Below are 23,006 nucleotides of genomic sequence, written 5' to 3'. Positions count from 1 at the left end.
CGAGCAGGCCTCATGAACCTGGGGTGCGGCCATCCTGACGTTGAACGCCAGTAAGGGGCCTTCCTGGCGTTCAACGCCAGGAATGGCCCCTTCCACACGTGAAGGTCAGCCCTTCTTCGGGGGGCTGTAGTCGTCGGTGATGATCACGATGACGCCGGGGTCGGCGGCCTGGATGCCGTCGAAGCGGGGCATGGAGCGCATGTGGAAGGCCTGGGCCATGGCGTTGGCCTCGGCTTCCTCGTCGGTGCCGGGCCGGAAGTACACCGTGGTGGTGGCGATGATGCCCTGCGAGTAGTTGCCGACGGTCGGCACGCTGTAGCCGGCGGCGCGGAAGTCGCTGGCGGCCTGCTGGGCCATGCCGGCGATGGTGCCGTTGTTGTACACGCGCACCGGCACCGACTGCGGGTTGCCACCGCCGCCGCCGCCACCGCCACCGCCGCCGGACGGGGCCGGCTGGGTGGTGGTCGTGGTGACCGGCGGCTTGGCCGTGGTCGTGGTGGCCGGCGGGGCCGCCGAGGTGGTGGTCGGCTTGGCCGGGCCGGAGGTGGTCGTGGTGGCCGGGGGCGGCGTGGTGGTGCTGGTGCCGCCGGCCTCGTTGCCCCCGCCGCCGAGCGGCAGCAGGCTGATGACGCCCATCACGAGCGCGATGGCGGCGACGACGAGCAGGACGATGCCGGCGATGCGGGCGGGCCGGGCCGGGCCGCCGGCGGGCTCCGGCGTGCTCATCGGGGCTCGAACCCCAGTCGGCGCGCGGCGCGGGCGCGTTGACGGCCGGCGCGCAGCCGGCGCAGCCGCTTGATCAGCATGGGGTCGACCGCCATGGCTTCCTGCTTCTCAATCAGACCGTTGAGCACCTGGTAGTACCGGGTCGAGGACATGTCGAACAGCTCACGGATGGCCTGCTCCTTGGCCCCCGCGTACTTCCACCACTGGCGTTCGAACGCCAGGATGGCGTGTTCTCGTCGGGTCAGGCCGTCGGCAGGCTCTTCCACCTGCGTCATGGCCTTCACGGCGTCCATCTGGCTCCTCGCCCCTCACGGTCGCGGATCCCTGCGGTCGCAGGAATCACAGCCGTGTGATTCCCAGGCGACCATTCAATCACGTGATCTTGCTTCGGACCGTGCCCAGCCCCGGCGCGTCCCGATCCGGCAGAGCCTACCGACCACCCCTGACAATGATCTTGCCGAACCGGCCCCTAGGGTCGTCACATGGCGATTCACCCGATCCGCGTGGTGGGCGACCCGGTGCTGAGCGCCCCGACCCGCCCGATCACGGAATTCGACGACGAGCTGCGCACCCTGGTCTGCGACCTGTACGAGACGATGGCCGCCGCGCACGGCGTCGGGCTCGCGGCCAACCAGATCGGGGTCGACCGCCGGGTGTTCGTCTACGACTGCCCGGACGACGAGGGCGTGCGGCACAAGGGAGTTGTCGTCAACCCGGTGCTGACCACCTCGGAGCGGCCGGAGGGCATGCCCGACCCGGACGACGACTTCGAGGGCTGCCTGTCGGTGCCCGGCGAGACGTACCCGACGGGCCGGGCGACCTGGGCCAAGGTGACCGGCTTCGACGACAACGGCGAGCCCCTGGAGGTGGAGGGCACCGGCTTCTTCGCCCGCTGCCTGCAGCACGAGACCGACCACCTCGACGGCCTGCTCTACCTGGACCGACTGGTGGGCCGCAACGCCCGCGCGGCCAAGAAGATGGTCAAGCGCAACGGGTGGGGCGTGCCCGGCCTGTCCTGGGACCCGGCGGTGGAGCCCGATCCGTTCGCGGACGACGAGGACGAGGACGAGGACTGAGCTCACGTATGTGAACGGCCGGGCGGTTCTGCGTGCCCGTTCGTTCGCCCCGTTGATCCGGGCCGGGTGTACGGACGTCTTCCTTCCGTAGGGCGCCACACCTGGGGAGGCACAGTCATGGGCAGGGTCGTCGTCACGGCCACCACCTCGCACCGGCACGCGATGCGCACGATCGCGGCCACGTTGACCGATCGCGACCACGAGGTGGAGCTGATCACCGGCCTTGAGCCGCCGACCGGCCGCGTGCTGGTCGACCAGCACCGGCGGCTGTGCCGGCTGCTGGCCGAGTCGGACGAGCCGACGGTGGTGGTCGGCGATGTGGCGTTCCAGGGCACGTTGCCGCTCAGCTACGGCGCGCCCGGCCCGAAGCCGGCGGCGCTGATCCTGGTCGGCACCGAGCCGTATTCGCTGAGCAGCATCGACACCGCCCCGGCCGGCCTGGGCCTGCCGCCGGACCGCACGGCCGCCGGCCGCCAGCGCAATCGCCGGGCGTACGAGTACGTCCGGGACGCGCTGGGCGGCGTGCAGGAGGAGTTCGTGGCGGCCATGCGGTCGGTCGGCGTCACGCACGACCCGCTGCCGTTCGTGCTGGACGCGCCGGTGCTGGCGGCGGACCGGTTTCTCCAGTTGTCCGTGGAGGAACTGAGTTATCGCCGCAGCGACACGCCTTCGCACGTGCGTTTCGTCGGCACGCTGCCGTCGCGGAAGATCGCCGACGAGGTGGTGGTGAGCGACGGCGCCTTCGACACCGTGCAGCAGGCGTTGCGCAACGCCAGGCCGCTGGTGCTGACCGGTCGTTCGGCGGACCAGCTGGAGAGCAACACCCGGGCCGCGGCCACGGGGGCGGCGCTGTACCTGGCCACGGACAAGCCGTCGGAGGACGAGATCAAGAAGGCGGTGCGGATCGTCATGACCGATCCGACCTATCGGGGCAACGCCAAGCGGCTGGCCGCCGAGTACGCGCGGCTCGACGCGCTGGGCAGCATCGCTGACGCGGTGGCGTCGTATCTACGGCAGTAGCAGCAGCTTTCCCGTGGTGGCACGGGATTCCAGGTCGGCGTGGGCCTGGGCGGCGTCCTTCAGGGCGTAGCGGCCGCCGATGCGCGCGGTGATCTGTCCCTTGCCGACCATGGCGAACACCTCGCTGCTACGGCGGATCAGCGCCTCCCGCGTCGGCACGTGGTCGCCGACGGCCGCGTAGGACAACAGGATGCTGTTGGGCAGGTCCATCGGCGTCAGCGTCGGCACGCCCATGAACGGTCCGTAGTAGACGTGCACGCCGTGGCGGCGCAGGGAAAGCTGCGAGGAGCGGAAGGTCGGTGCGCCGCCGCCGTCGTAGACCACGTGGGCGCCCTCGCCGGCGGTCAGCTCGCGGATCTTGTCCTCGAAGCCGCCGCCGCTGGACACCAGCACGTGGTCGGCCTCAGCCGCGGCGACCTTCTCCGGGCGGGACACCAGGCCGATGGACGTGCCGCCGCGGGCCTTGATCATCTGGGTCAGCATCAGCCCGACGCCACCGGCCGCCGCGTGCACGACGGCGGTGTCACCGGGCTTGATCGCGTACGTCTCGGTGGTGAAGTGGTTGGCGGTCAGCCCCTGCATCATCACCGCCGCCGCGGTCTCGTCGTCGATGTCGTCGGGCAGCTTGACCAGCGACTCGGCCGGCGCGAGCACGAGCTCGGCGTAGCTGCCGGGCACGTAGAACCAGGCCACCCGGTCGCCGACGGCCAGGTCCTCGACACCGTCGCCGACGCTCACGATCCGGCCCGCGCCCTCGACGCCCAGCGTGACCGGGGCGCCCCAGCCACCCATGCCGGTCTCCCGGGCCCCGATGTCCATGTAGTTCACGCCAATGGCCGAAGGGCGGACGACCGCCTGGCCCGGACCGGGCGTCGGATCGGGCCGCTCGGTCCAGGCCAGCACCTCGGGACCGCCGTGGCGGTCGATGTGAATTGTTCGCATGCCATCGAACTTAGGCGGCAAAAAATGGACCAGCAAGTACAGAAAACTCAGCCCAGCAGGCGCTGCACCTCGGCCAGCTCGTCCGGCTTCAACGGCCCGAACTCCAGCGCGCCTACGTTCTCCTCGACCTGGGCCACCGTGCGGCAGCCGGGGATCGGCACGGCCCGGTCACACCGCGCCCAGATCCACGCCAGCGCGCCCTGCGTCAGCGTGCGGCCGCCCGAGGTCAGCACCTCGCGGACGGCCTCCACCCGCTCGACGAACGCGGGCGTCGGCTTGCCGTCACGGAAGAACTGCATCCAACCCGGCACCTTGTTCCGCACGTCGTCGTCCGGCAAGGACGCCGAGGCCCAGTCGCGGCCGGTCAGCAGCCCCATCGCCAGCGGGCCTCGGCACAGCATCGTCAGGTCGTGATCCTCCAGCACCGGATACATGTCCGGCCGGTCGTGCAGCACGTTCATCTCCGCCTGCACGTACGAGCCGAACGCCTTGGCCCGCTCGGGGTCGTCCGTGCTCCACCCGTACGCCCTGATCAGCCCCTCCAGGACCAGGTCGTCGAGGGCATCGCGCAGCTCCGCGGCCTGATCGAACGGCAGGTCGCCTAGGTGCAGCTGGTAGATGTCCACGTGGTCGGTGCGCAGCCGACGCAGCGACTCCGTCAACGCCTTGCGCATGTAGGCCACGGAGCCGTCGCCGCCGGTCATCTGCCGGGTGGCGGGGTCGAACACGTTGCCCCACTTGGTGGCGATGCGGATCTCGTCCCGCCGGCCGGCGAACACCTGGCCCAGCAGCTCCTCGGCGTGCCCGGTGCCGTACACGTCGGCGGTGTCGAACAGGGTCACCCCCAGCTCCACCGCCCGCCGCAGCGCCCGCGCCGACTCCTCGTCGTCCGTCGGCCCCCAGCCGACCGCCTGCGTGCCGTCGAAGAACGGGCCGCCCATCGCCCAGGTCCCGATGCCCATGTTCGCCATGGAGCCGATCCAACTAGCTGGAGCGCACTCCAGGTCAAACTTCTTTTCGCCAGGGCACGCTGGGCAGCCCGGCCAGCTCGCGCAGCGACCGGCAGCGCACCAGCTCGTCGTACCGCTCGGCCAGCACATGGGCCCGGATCCGCTGGGCCTGCGAAGTCGTCGGCAGCTCCCCGAGCAGCAGGAACGGCATGGTCAGCCGCCAGCCCTGGACCACCGTCTGGCGCTGCCGGTGCGGCGAGCGCAGCACCATCCGGGCCACCCGCATGGCGTGCTCGTTGCCGGTCATCCGGGCCGGATAGCCCATGTGGTCCCAGGCCCAGCGGTTCTCGTCGGCCACCCGGCAGCGCAGGCAGGGCAGGTCGCCGGTGCCCAGTTCCGCGCCGCAGGCCGGGCAGCGCGTCAGCGTCATGGCCACGTCGGTGCAGGTCCACGGCAGCTTGCCGACGTCCTCCAGCAGCACCAGCTCGGCCAGCTCCAGCTCCGGGATGCCGGAGACCTCGACCAGGGGCCGCCAGTCCAGCGTCCAGAACTGGTCGACCAGTTCCGCGCACACCAGGCACGAGGGATAGCCGCGGCCGGCCAACTCGCCGCAGGCCGGGCAGTCGATGACCGTCGTCGGTCGGACCGCCCGTCGAGCGCCGGGTGGAAACGGTTGATCGTCTGCCACCGGCACAAGGTACGCGAAGCGAGGCTGGCAGGAAGCGGCCGCATTCGCTAGCGTCGGGAGCCGACAACTGAACACACCGCGGGAGCTCGCGCCACAAGCGGGCTGAGAGGGCGGCTGGATCGACTTTTCGATCCGGTGCCGCCGACCGCCTGAACCTGTACTGGGTAATGCCAGCGTAGGGAGGAATCGCCATGACGTCCCTTGACGACCGTGTCCGGCCGACCGTGACCACCGGTCCCATCCAGGGTTCTCACAAGGTCTACGTGGACGGCCCGAACGGTGTTGGATTCGATGGGGTCCGGGTGCCCATGCGCCGCGTGGAGCTCACCAACGGCGAACACCTTGACCTGTACGACACCTCCGGCCCGTACACCGACGACTCCGCGGTGATCGACGTCCAGAGTGGACTGTCCAAGCTGCGGGAGCCGTGGGTGGCCGAGCGTGAGCCGGTCAACGGCGCGGTGACGCAGCTGGCCTACGCCAAGGCCGGCATCATCACCAAGGAGATGGCCTACTGCGCCGCCCGCGAGGGCGTCGACCCCGAGTTCGTGCGCAGCGAGGTCGCCATCGGCCGGGCCGTGATCCCGGTCAACCGCAACCATCCCGAGTCCGAGCCGGCCATCATCGGCAAGAAGTTCCTGGTCAAGATCAACGCCAACATGGGCAACTCGGCCGTCTCCTCGTCCATCGAGGAGGAGGTGGACAAGATGGTGTGGGCCGCCCGCTGGGGCGCCGACACCATCATGGACCTGTCCACCGGCAAGCGGATCCACGAGACGCGGGAGTGGATCCTGCGCAACTCGCCGGTCCCGGTCGGCACCGTCCCGATCTACCAGGCGCTGGAGAAGGTGAACGGGGATCCGACCGAGCTGTCCTGGGAGATCTACCGGGACACCGTGATCGAGCAGTGCGAGCAGGGCGTCGACTACATGACCGTGCACGCCGGCGTGCTGCTGCGGTACGTGCCGCTGACCGCCAAGCGGGTCACCGGCATCGTGTCCCGCGGCGGCTCGATCATGGCCGCCTGGTGCCTCGCGCACCACCAGGAGAGCTTCCTCTACACCAACTTCGAGGAACTCTGCGACATCCTGCGGGCCTATGACGTCACCTTCTCGCTGGGCGACGGGCTGCGCCCGGGGTCCATCGCGGACGCCAACGACGCCGCCCAGTTCGCCGAGCTGCGCACCCTCGGCGAGCTCACGCACATCGCCCGCGCGAAGGACGTGCAGGTGATGATCGAGGGCCCCGGCCACGTGCCGATGCACAAGATCGTGGAGAACGTGCGGCTGGAGGAGGAGCTCTGCGGCGAGGCGCCGTTCTACACGCTCGGCCCGCTGGCCACCGACATCGCGCCGGCCTACGACCACATCACCTCGGCCATCGGGGCCGCCCAGATCGCCTGGGCCGGCACCGCGATGCTCTGCTATGTCACACCCAAGGAGCACCTCGGCCTGCCCAACCGGGACGACGTGAAGGTCGGCGTGATCACGTACAAGATCGCCGCGCATTCGGCCGACCTGGCCAAGGGGCACCCCAAGGCCCAGGAGCGGGACGACGCGCTGTCCAAGGCCCGCTTCGAGTTCCGCTGGACCGACCAGTTCAACCTGTCGCTCGACCCCGACACCGCGCGGTCCTACCACGACGAGACGCTGCCGGTCGAAGCCGCCAAGACCGCGCACTTCTGCTCCATGTGCGGGCCCAAGTTCTGCTCGATGCGCATCACCCAGGACGTGCGCAAGTACGCTGAGGAGCACAACTTGTCCTCTGTGGAAGCGATCGAGGCGGGAATGGCGGAGATGTCGCAGGAGTTCTCGGCGCACGGCAAGCAGGTCTACCTACCGGTAGTGGAGTCGTGAACTCGACTCCCCCGCGGGCTTTGACCATCGCCGGCACCGATTCCGGCGGTGGGGCGGGGGTGCACGCCGACTGCCGCACGTTCTTCGCCTGCGGCGTGCACGCCACCACCGCGGTCACCGCGGTCACCGTGCAGAACTCGGTCGGGGTCTCGGGTTTCCACGAGATCCCGCCCGAGGTGGTGGCCGCGCAGATCGAGGCGGTGGTCACCGATATCGGTGTCACGGCGGCAAAAACCGGCATGCTGGCGTCGGCGGCGATCATCGAGGCGGTCGCCGCGGCGTGCGACAACGTGGGCATCGGGCGGGCGCGGAAGGTCCCGTTCGTGGTCGACCCGGTGTCGGCGTCCATGCACGGCGACCAGCTGCTGCACGACAATGCTTTGGCGGGGCTGAAGAATCTGCTGTTTCCGCGAGCATCGCTCGTCACGCCGAATCTCGACGAGGTGCGGCTGCTGACCGGCATCGACGTGACGCGCCGGGACCAGATGCTCGACGCGGCCAAGGCCATGTTCGACTTCGGGCCGCAGTGGGTGCTGATCAAGGCCGGGCATCTGCGGGCCGACCCGGAGTGCGTGGACATCCTGTACGACGGCGTGGCCGTGATCGAGCTGCCCGGGCCGCGCTTCGACGTCAAGGACACGCACGGCAGCGGCGACACCCTGGCCTCGTCGATCACCTCGGCCCTGGCCAAGGGCGCGACCATGCCGGCCGCCGTCGAGTTCGGCAAGCGCTTCATCGTGCAGGCCGTGAAGAACGCCTACCCCCTGGGCGCGGGCGTCGGTCCCGTGTCGAACTTCTGGCGTCTGTCGGACGACCGCTTCTAGATGACGTGAAGGGACCATTCCTCCACTCCGAGTAGAGGAATGGTCCCTTCCGAACTCTGAAGCCCTGACGTCAGGTGATGGGTTGGGGTAGGGCGGCTGCGGCGGCGTCGTAGGCTTCGCGGGCTCGTTTGATCTCGGCGAAGTTGGCGGCGGTCCAGTTGTTCAGCGCGATCAGGTAGCCGCTGATGCTCTCGCCCAGCGGCGTCAGCGCGTACTCCACGCTCGGCGGCGTTGTCGGATAGACCTTGCGCGTGACCAGGCCGTCCCGCTCCAGGCTGCGCAGGTTCTGGGTGAGCACCTTGGGCGTGATGCCGGCCACCTCGCGGCGCAGCTCGCCGAACCGGTGCGGACGCTGGGCCAGCTTGCCGACCATCAGCGCGGTCCACTTGTTGGCCACCAGGTCCAGCACGTCCCGGCACGGGCAGGCCAGCAGATACGGGTCCCAGGCGGTTTCCATCAGGTACCTACTTTACAAATTAGTGCGTACTGGCGGATGTGTACCACCTATCCCAAGATGACGTAGTCACCATTGGATGGGAAGGGAACGAAGATGCGAGTCGTGCGCCAGACCGAGCTGGGCGGACCGGACGTGCTCAAGGTGGTCGAGGTCGAGCGACCCGAGCCGGGGCCGACGGAGATCGAGGTGCGGGTGCACGCGGCGGGCGTGAACCCGGTGGACTGGAAGACCCGCGAGCACGGCGTGTTCCTCGGCACGCCGCCGTTCGTGCTGGGCTGGGACGTCGCCGGCACGGTCGAACGCGTCGGCTTCGGGGTCAGCTGGCTCAAGCCGGGCGACGAGGTGCTGGGCATGCCGCTGTTCCCGAAGCAGGCCGGCGGCTACGGCGAGTACGTCGTCGCCCCGTCGCGGCACTTCGTGCGCAAGCCGGCCGACCTCGGCGTTTTCGAGGCCGCCGCGCTGCCCCTGGCCGGGCTGACGGCGTGGCAGGCGCTGGTCGACGACGCCAAGGTTCAGCCCGGGCAGAAGGTGCTCGTACACGCCGCGGCCGGCGGCGTGGGCCACCTGGCGGTCCAGATCGCCAAGGCCCACGGCGCCTACGTCTACGGCACGGCCCGCACGCTCAAGCACGACTTCCTGCGGGGCATCGGCGTCGACGAGCCGATCGACTACACCACCACCGACTTCACCCAGGTCGCCAAGGACGTGGACGTGGTGTTCGACCTGATCGGCGGCGACAACGCGCTGCGCTCCGCGGACGTGCTCAAGCCGGGCGGCACCGTGTTCGCCGTGCCCGGCGGCGTCGACGACGCGCTGGCGGCCAAGGCCGCCGAGCTCGGCGTCCGCGCCACCGGCATCCTCGTCGAGCCGGACCAGCGCGGTCTGCTGGCCCTGCTCGACCTGATCGCCGACGGCAAGCTGACCGTCCACGTCGACCAGGTGCTCCCGCTGGCCGAGGCCGGCAAGGCGCACGAAATCGGCGCGTCCAACCAGCTCACCGGCAAGCTGGTGCTAGACGTCCTCGGACACTAGGGCCTCCAGCGCCGGCACGGCGGCGGCCAGCGCGGTCCGCTGCTCCTCGGTCAGCCGCTCCAGGCGGTTGTGCAACTCGTGCAGCCGCTCGGAGCGGACCCCGGCCATGATCCGCTCGCCCTCCGGCGTGGCCCGCACCAGCGACGCGCGGCCGTCCTGCGGGTCGGCCTCCCGCATCACGTAGCCGGACTCCACCAGCGCGGCGATGATCCGGGACAGCGTCGGCGGGGCCACCCCCTCCCGCGCGGCCAGGTCGCCCAGCCGCATCGGCCCCTTGTAGGCCAGCGTGGCCAGGGCCGAGATCGAGCCCTGGCCGAGGCCGGGGGACCCGCTGCGGCGCAGGATCCGGGACAACCGGCCGACCGCCAGGTACAGCCGCGTGGTCTCGTCGACCGTAGCCGTCGTCGTCGACATCGCCACGACACTCACTCCTCGGGTTGGTGGCACCTCTCGTTCATGATGACTCAACGAGCCGGGGAGGAGGCCTGCGCCCAGAAGCGTTGCGGAATTCTCCCCGCAAGTAGGGCCGAACGGCCTGCTTCCACTGCCCCACGCATCGCCGCCGCCATGCGCTCCGGGTCCTGCGCACGGGTGACGGCGGTGGCCAGCAGCACGGCCGAGCAGCCCAGCTCCATGGCCTGGGCGGCGTCGGAGGCGGTGCCGATGCCGGCGTCGAGGATCACCGGCACGCTCGCACGGGAGACGATCAGCTCGATGTTGTGCGGGTTGCGGATGCCGAGACCGGTGCCGATGGGGGAACCCAGCGGCATCACGGCGGCGCAGCCCACCTCCTCCAGCCGCAGCGCCAGCACCGGGTCGTCGTTGGTGTAGGGCAGCACCACGAAGCCGTCGTCGACCAACTGCTGGGCGGCGTCGAGCAGCTCCACGGAGTCCGGCAGCAGGGTCCGGTCGTCGGCGACGACCTCCAGCTTCACCCAGTTGGTCTCCAGGGCCTCCCGGGCCAGCCGGGCCGTGAGCACCGCCTCCGCCGCCGTCCGGCAGCCCGCGGTGTTCGGCAGCGGCTCAATTCCCAGGCGGCGCAACAGGTCCAGCACGCCCGTGCCGCCGGCGGCGTCCATCCGCCGCATGGCGACGGTGGTCAGCTCGGTGCCGGCGGCCAGCAGCGCCCGTTCCAGCACGGCCAGGTTGGCCGCGCCGCCGGTGCCCATGACCAGGCGCGAGCCGAACTCGCGGTCGGCGATGACAAACGGATCGTCCACGCTTCAGCCTCCCTGCACCGCGGTGAGCACCTCGATGGCGCCGCCGGCCTCGATCACCGTCTCCGCCCAGTCGGCGCGCGGCACGACCTCGCCGTCCAGCGCCACCGCGATGCCCTGCGGCGGGGCGGCGATGGCGGCGAGCGCGTCGGCGACGGTGGCCCCGTCGGCCAGTTCGCGCTCGGTCCCGTTGACCACGACCAGCACTTTCAGCCTCCCCCGTTGGAAACGGCGAGCAGTCGGCCCGGATCGGCGGCACGCGCCGGTTCCGGGGGTTCACGGCCGGCCAGTAGGTCGACCACCGCCTCGGCGGTGATCGGGGCGAGCAGGATGCCGTTTCGGTGATGGCCCGTCGCGGCCAGCACGCCCGGCTCCAGCCAGCCCAGCAGCGGCAGGTTGTCGGGGCTGCCGGGGCGCAGGCCGGCGGCGCATTCCACCACCGCGTACTCCCCGATCCCCGGCAGCACGCGTTCGGCGTCGCGCAGCAGATCCCGCACGCCACCGACCGTCACCTCGGTGTCGAAGCCCGCTTCGTACTGGGTCGCGCCCAGCACCAGGCCTCGGCCGTCCCTCGGCACCAGGTAGACCTGCCGGCCCTCGACCAGGGCCCGGACCGTTCGTTTCGGCGGATCAAGGGCCCCGTCGCGGGCTTTCAGCCGCAGCACCTCGCCCTTGACCGGCCGGATGACCTTGGCCAGCCCTTCGTACAGGCCGCCGCTCCAGGCGCCCGCGGCCAGCACCACGACATCGCAGTCCACGGTGGATCCGTTGGCCAGCAGCACTTCGCCCGCGCTGACGCTGGTCGCGGCGACCGCGATCGGCTGCGTGCCGGCATCCACCGCCGCCTTGCGCAACGCGGTCAGCAGCACCCTGTTGTCCACGGCCAGGTCCCCGGGCACCAACAGTCCACTTCGGACGGATGTGCCGAGCGAGGGCTCCAACCGCCGGGCCTCGCGGGCGTTGACCTTCTCGACCTCGCGGCCCAGTCGGCCCAGGAAGTCGGCGACCCCGTCGAGCTCCTCCCGGTCGGCCGCATCAACCGCGACGACCAGGGTTCCCTCTGTGCGGAGGCCACCGTTCTTTTCCAGTCTGGCGGCGAAATCCGGCCAGCGGTCCAGCGACGCGCTGCCCAGGGCCAGCACGTGTTCCTCGCCCGGCCACGCCTCCGTGACCGGCGCGAGCATGCCGCCCGCCACCCAGGACGCGCCCGAACCCGGCGCGGCATCGATCAGCTGGACCTGGTGGCCCGCCTCGGCGGCCGCCCAGGCGACCGACAGACCGACGACCCCACCACCGACAACGGCGATCTTCACGACACATCACGCTCCCTGCGCCGGCATGACCCGGATCAGGTTCGACGGTCAGAGCTGGCAAGCTCCCTCTCAGCCCGGTTCCTCCAGGCTCCCGTGCGGACCACTGGGTTCTACCGTAGCACCCGTGCCAGCACTGGATGGAGATCAGATCAGGAAGCGGCTCGCCGACGCACGGCTGTACCTGTGCACCGACGCCCGCACCGGGACCGGCGACCTCGCCGAGTTCGTCGACGCCGCCCTCGCCGGCGGCGTGGACATCGTGCAGCTGCGGGACAAGGGCATGGAGGCCCGTCACGAGCTCGCGGCGCTGGAGGTGATCGCCGAGGCCTGCGCCCGCCACGGGGCCCTGCTGTCGGTCAACGACCGCGCCGACATCGCCGTCGCGGCCGGGGCCGACGTCCTGCACCTCGGCCAGGACGACCTGCCCGTGCCGTTGGCCCGCCGCATCGCCGGCGACGACATCGCCATCGGCCGGTCCACCCACGACTTCGCGCAGGCCGACGCCGCCGCCGCGGAGGCCGGCGTGGACTACTTCTGCACGGGCCCCTGTTGGCCGACACCCACCAAGCCCGGTCGGCCGGCGCCAGGGCTGGATCTGGTGCGCCATGTGACATCAGAGCGGCCTTGGTTCGCCATCGGCGGCATCGACCTGCCCCGCCTGGACGAGGTCCTGGCCGCCGGCGCGCAGCGGATCGTGGTCGTGCGGGCCATCACGGCGGCGGAGGACCCCCGTGCGGCGGCCGAGGCGTTGAAGGCCCGCCTCGCCTAGGCCCGGCGGCGTTTTTTCGCTACGTGAGTGGCTCATTTCGCGTTTTCGGGCACCTGAGCCACTCAGGTGCCCCTGGAAGCGAAATGAGCCACTCACGTAGAACAAAAAAAGCCCCGGCGGCCGGCTTGCAGGGAGGGGTGCCGGCCGCCGGGGCGGTGGTGGGCTTGCAGGGGGAGCCCACCGGGGAATCAGCTCGTCACGAGCCGTAGTCCGTAGGTGCTCAGCGCCGGGTTCACCGGGCTGAAGTACGTGGTGCCGCCGTGCGTGCAGTCACCGGAGCCGCCGGAGGTGACGCCCTGGGCCTGGTTGCCGCTGATCCAGGCGCCGCCGGAGTCGCCGGGCTCGGCGCAGACGTTGGTCCTGGTCAGGCCGGTGACGGTGCCCTGCTGGTAGACGACGGTCTGGTTCTTGGCCTGGATGGTGCCGCAGTGCCAGCCGGTGGTGGAGCCGGAGCGGCAGACCGCGGCGCCGACGGCGGCCTCGGCGGAGCCCTTGACGGCCACGGCGCCTCCGCCGCTGGCCACGGTCCCGGACAGCGTCCACTGGCCGCTGGTCACGTCGACCTTGCCGTAGTCCCCGCCGGAGCCGAAGTGGCTGCCGTTGATCCGACCGAGTGAAACCTGGTTGTACCCGGATGCAGCACCGCCGCCGGCCGTGCAATGGCCGGCGGTCACGAAGTGTTTGCCGCCGGCGGCGTCGGTGGCGCTGAAGCCGACCGAGCACCGGAAGTTCGATCCGTACCACGCGTCGCCGCCGCGAACGGCGTACAGCGGCTTCGGTCGCTCGGTCACGGCCTGCGCGCGGACGGCCGCACCGGCCGTCGCCAGGAAGGCCTCGGTGGCCGGCGAACGGTCCAGAACCTGCACCACGACCTGGTCGGTCGGCAGGTCGACGTACCAGCCGACCACCCCGGCCGGCACCTGCTTCTGGCGGAGTCCGTCTGCGACGGCGGTCAGTTGCGCGTCCGTTCGGGTGACAACCCTTGCCTCAACGCCCGCGGCGCGTACACGCGCGAGGGCTGTGACGTCGGTCACCGCCACGACGGCCTCGCCGGCCGCGGCGTCGAACCAGGAGCCGGCGAAGATCGGCCCGAGAACAGTGCGCAGCGTTGCGACCTGCACATCGGCACGATTCTGTTGAGCGAATGTCACCATCGCCCGAGCGGGTGACAACCCCAGATCACGCTGCAACGCGCTCGCTACATCGGGTGATATGACCACACCATTCGTGGACGTATCGACAGAGACGGGCGCAGAAGCTGCCGCTGCCGGTACGCTGACAGTAGCGGCGAGGCCGATGGACAACAGGGCAGCGCCGGTGATGCGAGCCGCAGCAATGCGGTTCATCAGACGTCTCCCTCATCTTCGGATGCGGGGACTCGGGAGTGGCGGTTGCAGGGACCCCTTCCCGAGCCTTTCAGGGGGACGGGCGGTGGGGCGGCGGCAGGGGTCGCCCCACCTTCCCCCCACCTCTGACTCTCGACTCGCTATGTCTAGCGTGGTGAGTCACGGTGGTCGCTGCGAAAGCCGCCAAACTTCGCCTCCCCCGGAAATCCGTCCCGCCGGGCACGCCGCCGAATGTCCTTCGGCCGAGAGTCCGATCGGGCGCAAAGCGTGTCACAAGATCCGACCGCATGGGTACGACGCGTAGCGGTTAACACTTGACGTTTAAGTAACGTCGCGCATAAATGCTGTTCCATACCGCTGACCGCGATCCTTTGCCCGTCCGGACGTCCTCATGACCGTTCGGCCTATCGGTGGCAGTCGGACTACCCGAATCGGCGGCAGCCCGGTTGGCCCCTGGCGAGCAGCGCGATCAGCGGCTAGTTCGCGCGCGGCCGTGCGGGACCTAGTTCGCCCCCGGCGGCGGATTGCCGCTCGTGCCGGTCAGCTGCTGCGAGGTTGTCGTCGTGGTCGTGGTCGACGGGCTCGTGGACGTCGATGTGCTGGTCGACGTGGATGACGGCGGCGTGCTGGACGTGGTCGTGGGCGTGGTGCTCGACGTGGACGTCTCGGTGGTGGTCGGCGGCGGGGTGCTCGTCGGGTGCGAGTTGCCGCCCTGCCCCGACTGCCCGAACAGCGCGCCGACGGTGGTGCGGTCGCCGTTGCCGGCGGTGGCGTGGCCGCTCAGCAGCTCCACGCCGGTCAGCACGCCCATGCCGAGCACGAAGGCCACGCCGACGGCGGCGACCATCATCGGCCACCGGCGCTTGCCGGCCTCCTCCTCCTTGGGCGGCGCGACCATCAGCCGCACGGTCTCGGCGTCGTGCGACGCGCCGACCGGCGGCTGCTCATCCGTCCTGATACGGGCGGTCACGCGGCTGCGGGCGGCCTGGATGGACCGCTCGTACATCGCCGTGCCGACGGTGCCGACCACGCTGGCCAGCCCGGCTCCGGTGATGGTGCCCGCGACGCCCAGTTTCGACCCCAACACGGCCGCCGTCACGGACGCCAGCGCGCCCGCCGTGACCTGAGTCGGCTTGATCTCCAGCCGTTTCGTGCTGTGCTCCTCGCTCATCGCTCCCAATCCCCTACTGCACCTGTCAACGCACAAGACGCGGCGGGCACTCCCGGGGTTGGGCGATGGTGAGCACGAACACCCCGTTCAGTCCACTGTGGACGAATGATGCGGCACCACGTGGGTCGGCGGCCCTTCCACGCCGCAGTGCAGGCAATCCCCCGGATGCGGGGAATCCTCGACAACGGCGGGGCTGGGCGCCTGGCCGAGAACTCGGTTGTCCACCCAGAAGGCGATCAAACCCCCGATGACGGCGGCGATTGCGCAAATCAGCAGGGCCATCTGCCAACCGGCGGTCAACGCGGTCGGATCGGCGTACTTCTCGCCGGTGATGCCGGCCGCCGCCGGCAGCACGGCCACCGCGAGCAACGAACCCGTCCTGGCCACCGCGTTGTTCACGCCCGAGGCCACGCCCGCGTGCCGGTCGGGGGCCGCGGCCAGCACGGTCGCCGTCACCGGCGCGACGGCGATCACCAGGCCGAGGCCGAACACCACGACGCCCGGCAGCACGCCCGTGAGATAGGACGACCCCGGCACCGCCCAGCGCAGCATGAGCATGCCGGCGCCGACCAGGACCGGGCCGACGATCAACTGGAGGCGCGGGCCGATGCGCTGGGCGAGCTTCCCGGACTGCGCGGAGCCCAACAGCATGATCACCGTGATCGGCAGCCCGGCCAGGCCGGCCAGTACCGGCGGGTAGTGCATGGACACCTGCAGCTGCATGACCATCAGCATCATCACGCCGCCGAGCGCCGCGTAGAGCATGAACGTCAGCAGGTTGGACACGGTGAACGTGCGGTTGGCGAACAGGTCGGGCGGGACCAGCGGGTCCCGCTCGCGGACCTGGAGGACGCAGAAGCCGGCCAGCGAGAGCACGCCGACGATGATCGCGACCAGCACGATCGGGTCGGTCATGCCCCGCGCCGGCCCTTCGACCAGCGCCCCGGTGACGCCGGCCAGCCCCAGCGCGCACAACACCGTGCCGAGCACCTCGGGATGGCCCTTCATCTGTGAGTCCTTGGACTCGGGCACGTAGCGGCGGCACAGGTAGATGCACAGGACCGCGACCGGCACGTTGACCAGGAACGCCAGCCGCCACGACCAGGCCTGGATCAGCAGGCCGCCGACCAGCGGCCCGACCGCCGTGGCCACGCCGCCGAGACCCGACCACGCGCCGATGGCCCGGGCCCGGTCGTCGTGGGCGAAGGCCGACTGCAGGATCGCCAGCGAGCCCGGGGTCAGCAGGGCCCCTCCGATGCCCTGGAGGACCCGTGCGGCCACCAGCACGCCGGTGGTGGGGGCCAGGCCGCACAGGACGGACGCCAGGCCGAACCAGACGACTCCGATCTCGAACACCCGGCGCCGGCCGTAGCGGTCGCCCAGGGAGCCGGCGACGAGGATCAGGGAGGCCAGCGACAGCAGGTAGCCGTCGAGCACCCACTGCAGGCCGGTCACCGAGGCGGTGAACTCGGCGCCGATCTTGGGCAGGGCGACGTTGACGACCGTGCCGTCGAGCATCGCCATGCCGGAGCCGCAGACGGTGGCGGCGAGCACGCCGCGGGCCTGCGGACTGCCCCACCGAACGCCGGTGAGCGCGTTGCCCGGAGTGGTCATGGCTGCACTGTGTTCCCGCCGCACGGACCGGCGCAAGCTGAGGTGGAACGAGGCACGACTTCGTGTCACTTCTGTCGGAAACGGCCGTGCTCGAACTTCCCAGGCGGGCCCGGCGATGGCTAGCGTCGGAGGGCATGGCCGACAAGCGAGCACTCCGCAGTCACAGCTGGTTCGGCGACCAGGGCGTGCTGGGCTTCACCCATCGGTCCTGGCTGCGCAACCAGGGCCATCCCGACCAGGCCTTCGACGGGCGGCCGGTGATCGGCATCTGCCAGACCGCCAGCGATCTCACGCCCTGCAACGCCCACCTGCGGGAAATCGCCGAGTTCGTCAAGCGCGGCGTGTACGAGGCGGGCGGCCTGCCCATGGAGTTCCCGGTCACCTCGCTCGGCGAGATCCTGATGCGCCCCACCACCATGCTGTTCCGCAACCTGGTCTCGATGGACGTCGAGGAGACGCTGCGGGCCAACCCGCTGGACGGCGTCGTCCTGCTGACCGGCTGCGACAAGACCACGCCGGCCCTGCTGATGGGCGCGGCCAGCGTCGACCTGCCGACCATGGTGGTCGGCGGCGGCCCGATGCTCAACGGCCGGTTCCGCGGCAAGCAGCTGGGCTCCGGCACCGATGTCTGGCGGTTCGCCGACGCCCGTCGCACCGGCGCCATGTCCCAGGCCGACATGAACGCCGCCGAGGCCTGCATGTCCCGCTCGGCCGGACACTGCAACACCATGGGCACCGCGTCCACGATGGGCTGCTGGGCCGAGTCGATGGGGCTGTCGCTGCCCGGCATGGCCGCGCTGCCGGCGGTGGACTCACGCCGCCGCGCGATGGCCCACGTGACCGGCATCCGCATCGTGGAACTGGTGCGCGAGAACGTCCCGATGTCGGCCATCGCCACCCGGCAGGCGCTGGAGAACGCCGTGGTCGTGAACGCGGCGATCGGCGGCTCCAGCAACTTCGCGGTGCACCTGCTGGCCCTGGCCGGCCGGCTGGGCGTGCCGTTCGACCTCGACGACCTGGACCGGCTGGGCCGCTCGGTGCCGCTGCTGGTGGACCTGATGCCGGCGGGCAAGTTCCTCATGGAGGACTTCTGCTACGCCGGCGGCCTGCCGGCGGTGCTGCGCGAGCTCGGCGACCGGCTGCCGCATCCGGACGCGATCACCGTGACCGGCGGGACGCTGGCCGAGAACGTCGCCGACGCCGAGGTGTTCGACCGAGAGGTGATCCGGACCGCGGCCGATCCACTGCGGACGGACGCCGGACTGGCCGTGCTGCGCGGCAATCTCGCGCCGGACGGGGCGATCATCAAGCCGGCCGCGGCGTCAGCCTCGCTGCTGCGGCACACCGGCCGCGCCGTGGTGTTCCACGGTGTCGAGGACCTCCACGCCCGCATCGATACTGTCGAATGCGACCGGGACAGCGTGTTCGTGCTGACCGGCGTCGGCCCGCGCGGCTTCCCCGGCATGCCGGAGGTCGGCAACTTCGGGTTGCCCCGCAAGCTGCTCGAGTCCGGTGTGGACGATGCCGTGCGCATCTCCGACGGCCGGATGAGCGGCACCGCCTTCGGCACGGTGGTGCTGCACGTGGCCCCGGAGTCCGCGGTCGGCGGCCCGTTGGCCCTCGTCCGCGACGGCGACGTCATCGAGCTCGACGTCGAGCAGCGCCGGCTGCACCTGGCCGTGGACGAAGCCGAGCTCGCCGCCCGCCGCGCGGCGTGGACGCCGCCGGTCCGCGCGGCCGAGCGGGGCTGGGTGCGGCTCTACGTCGACCACGTCGGCCAGGCCGACCACGGCGCCGACCTGGACTTCCTCGTCGGCGGCTCAGGAGCGCCGGTGCCCCCCGGAAACCACTGAGACGATCAGGCGCTCGGCCGGTTCAGCGTGGCCACGAACTTGTACCGGTCGCCCCGGTACACCGAGCGCACCCACTCCACCGGGTTGCCCTCGGTGTCGAAGGAGTGCCGGGACAGCAGCAGCATCGGCAGCCCGATGTCGGCGCCGAGCAGCTCCGCCTCCTCGGGCGTGGCCAGCGCGGTCTCGATGGTCTCCTCGGCGTGCCCCATCTCCACCCCGAACCGCTCCCGCAGCACCTGGTAGAGCGAGCCGCCGGAGCTGACGTAGCGCCGCAGGCCACGGAACCGGCCCAGCGCCAGGTGCGTGGTCTCCAGCGCCATCGGCTCGCCGTCGGCCAGCCGCAGCCGGTGCAGGCGCAGCACCTTGGCCCCGGCCCGCACGCCCAGGTAGCGGGCCAGCTCGGCGTCGGCCGCCTCCTCCGAGGCCTCCAACAGCCGCGAGGACGGCTGCCGGCCCTGGGCCAGCATGTCCTGTGTGTACGAAGACAGCTGCAAGCGCTGCGCCACCTTGGGTTCGGCGGCGAACGTGCCCTTGCCCTGCACCCGCAGCAACCGACCCTCGACCGTCAGCTCGGCAAGCGCTTGCCGGACCGTGGTGCGCGAGACGTCGAAATCCGCCGCGAGCGAGCGTTCCGTCGGTATCGGCGACCCGGGCGGCATGGACCGCAACAGGTCGAGCAGATGCCGCTTGAGCCCCCAGTACTTGGGCTCACGCTGCGCACGCGATCGCAGCCCGGCGTCGTTGCCACCGGCCGGCGAGGTTTCGAGCATGGCCTCCTCCTAACGATCGCCCACTCCCCAGCGAACAGGATGCCTTGTCAACCGCTGGCTGCGCGATCACACCCCCGGTCATTCGTCGGATGACTTTGCAACGGTCTCGCAACGACCTTGACATCGAGTGTGGCACGGCACACCCTTTTTCCTCATTGGTCTACACCAAATTGGTCTGCACCAAACACGGTGTCCGGCAGGTGAGCCGGGGTTGAAGGGCGGAGAACTGTGCTCCCTCAGAGTGGGCTGCGTAGAAAGTGGATCGCGGCGGCGGCGGGCGTCGCTGCGGTGTCGATGATCGCAGCCGGTTGCGGCGGTGGTTCGAACAGTGGCAGCGGCGGTGGTGACAAGACCCTCACGGTCTGGCTGATGAGCGGCTCCGCGCCGGACGCCACGGTCGCGGCGATCGACAAGGACTTCGAGGACGCGCACCCGGGCGTCAAGGTCAAGTACGAGGTCCAGCAGTGGAACGGCATCGGTCAGAAGCTGACCACGGCGCTGACCAGCGGCGGGCCGGACGTCATCGAGCTGGGCAACACCCAGGTCGCGCAGTACAGCTCGACCGGGACCCTGCTCGACGTCACCGACGCGGTGGGCGACCTCAACGGCAGCCAGTGGCTGTCCGCGCTCAAGGACGAGGGCGCGTGGCAGGGCAAGCAGTTCGGCGTGCCGTTCTACGCGGCCAACCGCGCGGTCATCTACCGCACCGACCTGTTCCAGCAGGCCGGCATCACCGCGCCGCCCACCTCGAACGACGAGTGGCTGGCCGACCTGACCAAGCTCAAGGGGCTGCCGGGCGGCATCGACCCGCTCTACCTGCCGGGCCAGGACTGGTACGTCTGGCTGTCGTTCCTGTGGGACCAGGGCGGTGACCTGGCCACCAGCAGCGGCGACACCTGGAAGTCGGCGATCAACTCGCCGGCCGGCAAGGCGGCGTTCGAGTTCTACAAGAAGCTCGGCGACACCTCCGGCTCGCCGGCGCCCAAGGACGCCGACGAGGCCACCCCGCAGCAGTCCGACGTGGTCGCCAAGGGCACCACCGCCAGCTTCATCGGCTTCGGCTACGAGCTGGCCGCGGTGGAGAAGGCCAACCCGGCCCTGAAGGGCAAGTTCGGCGCGTTCCCGATCCCGTCCAAGACCGCGGGCAAGACCGCGCCGGTCTTCCTCGGCGGCTCGGACCTGGCCATCCCGGCCAACTCCAAGAACGCCGACCTGGCCAAGGACTGGCTGAAGATCGAGACCAGCGCCAAGTACCAGGGCCAGTTGGCCGCCAACGGCGTCGTGCCGGGCACCTCGACCGACAGCAGCGCGCTGGACAGCACCGCGACCGGCAAGGCGATGGCCGCGGGCGCCAAGAACGGCAAGGGCACCCCGACCACCCCGAAGTGGGCCGCGGTCGAGGCGGACAACCCGATCAAGGCCGCGCTGACCGCGTACCTGACCGGCCAGAAGAGCCTGGACCAGGCCGTCGCCGACGCGGACGCCGCGATCAACAAGTCGTTGAGCGCGAGCTGACCTGGTGTCGGTGACGACGAAGGCCGCGGTGCCGGCGGGGACCACCCCGCCGGCGCCGCGTTCCACTGTCTCGGACGGTGGGTCGGGGATCGGCAGGTTCGTGCGCCGGCTGTTCAGCCAGCGCACGCTGCCGTACCTGCTCCTGCTGCCGGCCACGGCGACCATCCTGGTGATGCTCGGCTGGCCGGTGCTGTCCGTGTTCCTGACCAGCTTCCAGAAGCTCGACCTGGGCGAACTCGTCTCGGGCAAGGTCGTCTGGAACGGTCTGGACAACTTCCGCAACATCCTGACCGACGACGTGTTCTGGGCGGACACGCTGCGGACCGTGCTGTTCACCGCGGCCTGCGTGGTCTGCACCGTCGGCGGCGGCCTGCTGGTGGCGCTGCTGATGAAGCACATGCACGGCTGGGTCCGGGTCGTGCTCCAGCTGGCCCTGGTGCTGGCGTGGGCGATGCCCATCCTGGCCGCCACCACGGTGTTCCAGTGGATGTTCGACCAGAACTACGGGATCCTGAACAAGACACTGGTCGAGCTGGGTTTCACCAGCTTCCACCACTACTCGTGGTTCCAGACCGGGTTGAGCACCATGACGGTGATCGTCATCCTGATCACCTGGCAGGGCATCCCGTTCGTGGCCTTCACCCTGTACGCCGGCGTGCTGGGAGTGCCGGCGGACCTGTACGAGGCGGCGGGTCTGGACGGCGCCAGCAGCTGGCAGACCTTCCGCGCGGTGACCTGGACCGCGCTGCGGCCGCTGGTCAACGTGGTGATCTTCCTGTCCCTGCTGTGGGACTTCAAGGTGTTCACCCAGGTCTGGGCCATCCGCATGGGCGGTCCCGACGGCGGCAGCCAGACGCTGCCCGTGCTCCAGTACCTCAAGGGCATCGCCACCAGCCACTTCGGCGCGGCGGCGGCGGTCAGCGTGATCATGATCCTCTGCCTGGTCGTGCTCACCGCCCAGAACCTGCGGCTGATGCTGCGCACCGAGGAGGTGGACTGACATGGGGCGGACCAAGAAGCGGCTCGTCTCGGCGGTCGGCCTGCTGGTCGCGCTGCTGTTCGCGTTCCCGATCTACTGGATGATCGCCACCGCGCTCAAGCCGGCCAACCAGCTGCTGTCCGACGACTACGACCTGGTGCCGCTGGGCCTGACCTTCCAGCACTTCGTCGACGGCATCGGCAAGGAGGGCTTCCTCAGCTCGCTGGAGAACAGCGTGATCGTGGCCCTGTCCGCGGTGGCCTTCGCGCTGATCGCCGGCCTGCTGGCGGCGGTGCCGCTGGCCCGGCTGCGCTTCCGCGGGCGCAAGGGTTTCCTGCTGCTGGTGCTGGTGGCGCAGATGGCCCCGTTCGAGGCGCTGCTCATCCCGATGTTCCTGATGATCCGCTCGTTCGACCTGCTGCACGCCCTGCCCGGGCTGATCCTGGTCTACTTCGCGGCCGCCCTGCCGTTCACCGCGTGGACGCTGCGCGGCTTCGTCAAGGGCATCCCGGTGGACCTGGAGGAGGCCGCCATGGTCGACGGCTGCGGCCGGTGGGCGGCGTTCCGCCGGGTCACCCTGCCGCTGCTGGGCCCCGGCCTGGTCGCCACCTCGGTGTTCAGCTTCGTGACGGCGTGGAACGAGTTCCTGTACGCGCTGACGTTCCTCCAGAACGGCAACGTCACGCTGCCGGTGTGGCTGTCCAGCTTCGTCTCGGTATTCGGGACGGACTGGGGCGGCGCGATGGCCGCCTCGACCGTGTTCACGTTGCCGGTGCTGGTTTTCTTCCTGTTCGTGCAGCGCAACCTGGTGTCGGGGGTGACGGCCGGCGCGGTCAAGGGCTGAGACCCGGCCGCGGATGCACTACCGTCAGGGGCACGACGGACCTG

24 protein-coding genes and 2 riboswitches are annotated in these 23,006 nt (G+C 70.5%); of the genes, 10 read left to right on the top strand and 14 right to left on the bottom strand.

Annotation, left to right across the window (positions count from 1 at the left end; genetic code table 11):
- Positions 1–105: 105 nt before the first annotated feature.
- Positions 106–726, bottom strand: a complete 621-nt coding sequence (locus tag AB0M73_RS09055) for a LytR C-terminal domain-containing protein (protein WP_363888821.1) — start codon at positions 724–726, stop codon at positions 106–108.
- Entirely contained in the window at positions 723–1,019 is a 297-nt protein-coding gene (locus AB0M73_RS09050; RefSeq protein ID WP_043719692.1) for a DUF3263 domain-containing protein, read from the bottom strand. The genes AB0M73_RS09055 and AB0M73_RS09050 overlap by 4 nt, the downstream gene beginning before the upstream one ends.
- Positions 1,020–1,208: 189 nt before the next feature.
- On the opposite strand from AB0M73_RS09050, the gene AB0M73_RS09045 reads away from it, so the two are divergent.
- Complete coding sequence (locus AB0M73_RS09045; RefSeq protein WP_363888818.1) at positions 1,209–1,802, top strand: peptide deformylase; 594 nt, start codon at positions 1,209–1,211, stop codon at positions 1,800–1,802.
- 117 nt (positions 1,803–1,919) lie between these two features.
- Positions 1,920–2,822 (top strand): nucleotide disphospho-sugar-binding domain-containing protein, encoded by a 903-nt coding sequence (locus tag AB0M73_RS09040; RefSeq protein WP_363888814.1) that lies wholly within the window; start codon positions 1,920–1,922, stop codon positions 2,820–2,822.
- Here AB0M73_RS09040 and AB0M73_RS09035 read toward each other — a convergent pair.
- Genes AB0M73_RS09035 through AB0M73_RS09025 form a run of 3 tightly spaced genes read right to left on the bottom strand, consistent with a single transcriptional unit; the run spans position 2,811 to position 5,402 of the window.
- Positions 2,811–3,764: a quinone oxidoreductase gene (locus AB0M73_RS09035; protein WP_363888811.1), complete on the bottom strand. Its 954-nt coding sequence runs from the start codon at positions 3,762–3,764 to the stop codon at positions 2,811–2,813. The two genes, AB0M73_RS09040 and AB0M73_RS09035, sit on opposite strands and share 12 nt — an antisense overlap.
- Positions 3,765–3,811: 47 nt before the next feature.
- Positions 3,812–4,735 (bottom strand): aldo/keto reductase, encoded by a 924-nt coding sequence (locus AB0M73_RS09030; RefSeq protein ID WP_363888809.1) that lies wholly within the window; start codon positions 4,733–4,735, stop codon positions 3,812–3,814.
- Positions 4,736–4,769: 34 nt separating this feature from the next.
- On the bottom strand, positions 4,770–5,402 hold the full coding sequence (locus AB0M73_RS09025; protein ID WP_363888806.1) for a hypothetical protein: 633 nt from the start codon (positions 5,400–5,402) through the stop codon (positions 4,770–4,772).
- Between the two features lie 68 nt (positions 5,403–5,470).
- Positions 5,471–5,601, top strand: a riboswitch (TPP riboswitch).
- Between AB0M73_RS09025 and thiC the strand changes: the two genes are divergently transcribed.
- Together thiC and thiD are read left to right on the top strand one after the other, a co-directional pair.
- Positions 5,594–7,258, top strand: coding sequence for a phosphomethylpyrimidine synthase ThiC (gene thiC, locus AB0M73_RS09020; RefSeq protein ID WP_363888803.1), 1,665 nt, complete (start codon positions 5,594–5,596; stop codon positions 7,256–7,258). Its footprint overlaps the riboswitch before it by 8 nt.
- A complete protein-coding gene (gene thiD, locus AB0M73_RS09015) occupies positions 7,255–8,082 on the top strand; it encodes a bifunctional hydroxymethylpyrimidine kinase/phosphomethylpyrimidine kinase (RefSeq protein WP_363888800.1) in 828 nt (275 codons plus the stop codon). Before thiC ends, thiD begins: the two co-directional genes overlap by 4 nt.
- A 70-nt stretch (positions 8,083–8,152) precedes the next feature.
- On the opposite strand, the gene AB0M73_RS09010 is transcribed toward thiD, so the two are convergent.
- On the bottom strand, positions 8,153–8,539 hold the full coding sequence (locus AB0M73_RS09010) for a helix-turn-helix domain-containing protein (protein WP_363888798.1): 387 nt from the start codon (positions 8,537–8,539) through the stop codon (positions 8,153–8,155).
- A gap of 93 nt (positions 8,540–8,632) precedes the next feature.
- Here AB0M73_RS09010 and AB0M73_RS09005 point away from each other — a divergent pair, with 93 nt between their 5' ends.
- Positions 8,633–9,571, top strand: a complete 939-nt coding sequence (locus AB0M73_RS09005; protein ID WP_363888795.1) for an NADP-dependent oxidoreductase — start codon at positions 8,633–8,635, stop codon at positions 9,569–9,571.
- Here AB0M73_RS09005 and AB0M73_RS09000 read toward each other — a convergent pair.
- The 4 genes from AB0M73_RS09000 to thiO all read right to left on the bottom strand — a co-directional run bounded on the left by AB0M73_RS09000 (position 9,551) and on the right by thiO (position 12,101).
- Positions 9,551–9,985, bottom strand: coding sequence for a MarR family transcriptional regulator (locus tag AB0M73_RS09000; RefSeq protein WP_363889150.1), 435 nt, complete (start codon positions 9,983–9,985; stop codon positions 9,551–9,553). The genes AB0M73_RS09005 and AB0M73_RS09000 overlap by 21 nt on opposite strands.
- Positions 9,986–10,035: 50 nt before the next feature.
- Complete coding sequence (locus AB0M73_RS08995; RefSeq protein WP_043719712.1) at positions 10,036–10,791, bottom strand: thiazole synthase; 756 nt, start codon at positions 10,789–10,791, stop codon at positions 10,036–10,038.
- Between the two features lie 3 nt (positions 10,792–10,794).
- Positions 10,795–10,995, bottom strand: a complete 201-nt coding sequence (gene thiS / locus AB0M73_RS08990) for a sulfur carrier protein ThiS (RefSeq protein WP_043719713.1) — start codon at positions 10,993–10,995, stop codon at positions 10,795–10,797.
- A 2-nt stretch (positions 10,996–10,997) separates the two neighbouring features.
- Entirely contained in the window at positions 10,998–12,101 is a 1,104-nt protein-coding gene (gene thiO / locus AB0M73_RS08985) for a glycine oxidase ThiO (RefSeq protein WP_363888790.1), read from the bottom strand.
- Positions 12,097–12,206: riboswitch (TPP riboswitch) on the bottom strand. Its footprint overlaps the gene before it by 5 nt.
- A 19-nt stretch (positions 12,207–12,225) precedes the next feature.
- Here thiO and thiE point away from each other — a divergent pair.
- Positions 12,226–12,870: a thiamine phosphate synthase gene (gene thiE, locus AB0M73_RS08980; RefSeq protein ID WP_363888786.1), complete on the top strand. Its 645-nt coding sequence runs from the start codon at positions 12,226–12,228 to the stop codon at positions 12,868–12,870.
- Positions 12,871–13,058: 188 nt separating this feature from the next.
- Here the strand turns inward: thiE and AB0M73_RS08975 are convergent, their stop codons facing one another.
- The 3 genes from AB0M73_RS08975 to AB0M73_RS08965 all read right to left on the bottom strand — a co-directional run bounded on the left by AB0M73_RS08975 (position 13,059) and on the right by AB0M73_RS08965 (position 17,001).
- Positions 13,059–13,991 (bottom strand): S1 family peptidase, encoded by a 933-nt coding sequence (locus AB0M73_RS08975; RefSeq protein WP_363888783.1) that lies wholly within the window; start codon positions 13,989–13,991, stop codon positions 13,059–13,061.
- Positions 13,992–14,718: 727 nt separating this feature from the next.
- Positions 14,719–15,387 (bottom strand): hypothetical protein, encoded by a 669-nt coding sequence (locus tag AB0M73_RS08970; protein WP_363888780.1) that lies wholly within the window; start codon positions 15,385–15,387, stop codon positions 14,719–14,721.
- An 87-nt stretch (positions 15,388–15,474) separates the two neighbouring features.
- The gene (locus AB0M73_RS08965; protein WP_363888777.1) at positions 15,475–17,001 is read right to left on the bottom strand and encodes an MFS transporter; all 1,527 of its coding nucleotides are present in this window, start codon (positions 16,999–17,001) and stop codon (positions 15,475–15,477) included.
- 134 nt (positions 17,002–17,135) lie between these two features.
- Here AB0M73_RS08965 and AB0M73_RS08960 point away from each other — a divergent pair, with 134 nt between their 5' ends.
- Complete coding sequence (locus AB0M73_RS08960) at positions 17,136–18,854, top strand: IlvD/Edd family dehydratase (RefSeq protein WP_363888776.1); 1,719 nt, start codon at positions 17,136–17,138, stop codon at positions 18,852–18,854.
- A gap of 5 nt (positions 18,855–18,859) precedes the next feature.
- Here AB0M73_RS08960 and AB0M73_RS08955 read toward each other — a convergent pair whose 3' ends face one another.
- Positions 18,860–19,624: a GntR family transcriptional regulator gene (locus AB0M73_RS08955; RefSeq protein WP_363888773.1), complete on the bottom strand. Its 765-nt coding sequence runs from the start codon at positions 19,622–19,624 to the stop codon at positions 18,860–18,862.
- Positions 19,625–19,918: 294 nt separating this feature from the next.
- Between AB0M73_RS08955 and AB0M73_RS08950 the strand changes: the two genes are divergently transcribed.
- Genes AB0M73_RS08950 through AB0M73_RS08940 form a run of 3 tightly spaced genes read left to right on the top strand, consistent with a single transcriptional unit; the run spans position 19,919 to position 22,962 of the window.
- On the top strand, positions 19,919–21,139 hold the full coding sequence (locus tag AB0M73_RS08950) for an extracellular solute-binding protein (RefSeq protein WP_363888770.1): 1,221 nt from the start codon (positions 19,919–19,921) through the stop codon (positions 21,137–21,139).
- Between the two features lie 4 nt (positions 21,140–21,143).
- The gene (locus AB0M73_RS08945; protein WP_363888767.1) at positions 21,144–22,139 is read left to right on the top strand and encodes a sugar ABC transporter permease; all 996 of its coding nucleotides are present in this window, start codon (positions 21,144–21,146) and stop codon (positions 22,137–22,139) included.
- A gap of 1 nt (position 22,140) precedes the next feature.
- Positions 22,141–22,962, top strand: coding sequence for a carbohydrate ABC transporter permease (locus tag AB0M73_RS08940; RefSeq protein WP_363888764.1), 822 nt, complete (start codon positions 22,141–22,143; stop codon positions 22,960–22,962).
- Positions 22,963–23,006 lie beyond the last annotated feature (44 nt).

The organism is Kutzneria sp. NPDC051319, assembly GCF_040682195.1.
GTDB lineage: Bacteria > Actinomycetota > Actinomycetes > Mycobacteriales > Pseudonocardiaceae > Kutzneria.
The sequence above is the reverse complement of the archived record's forward strand: the minus strand, read 5'-3'. Positions and strand labels throughout refer to the sequence as shown.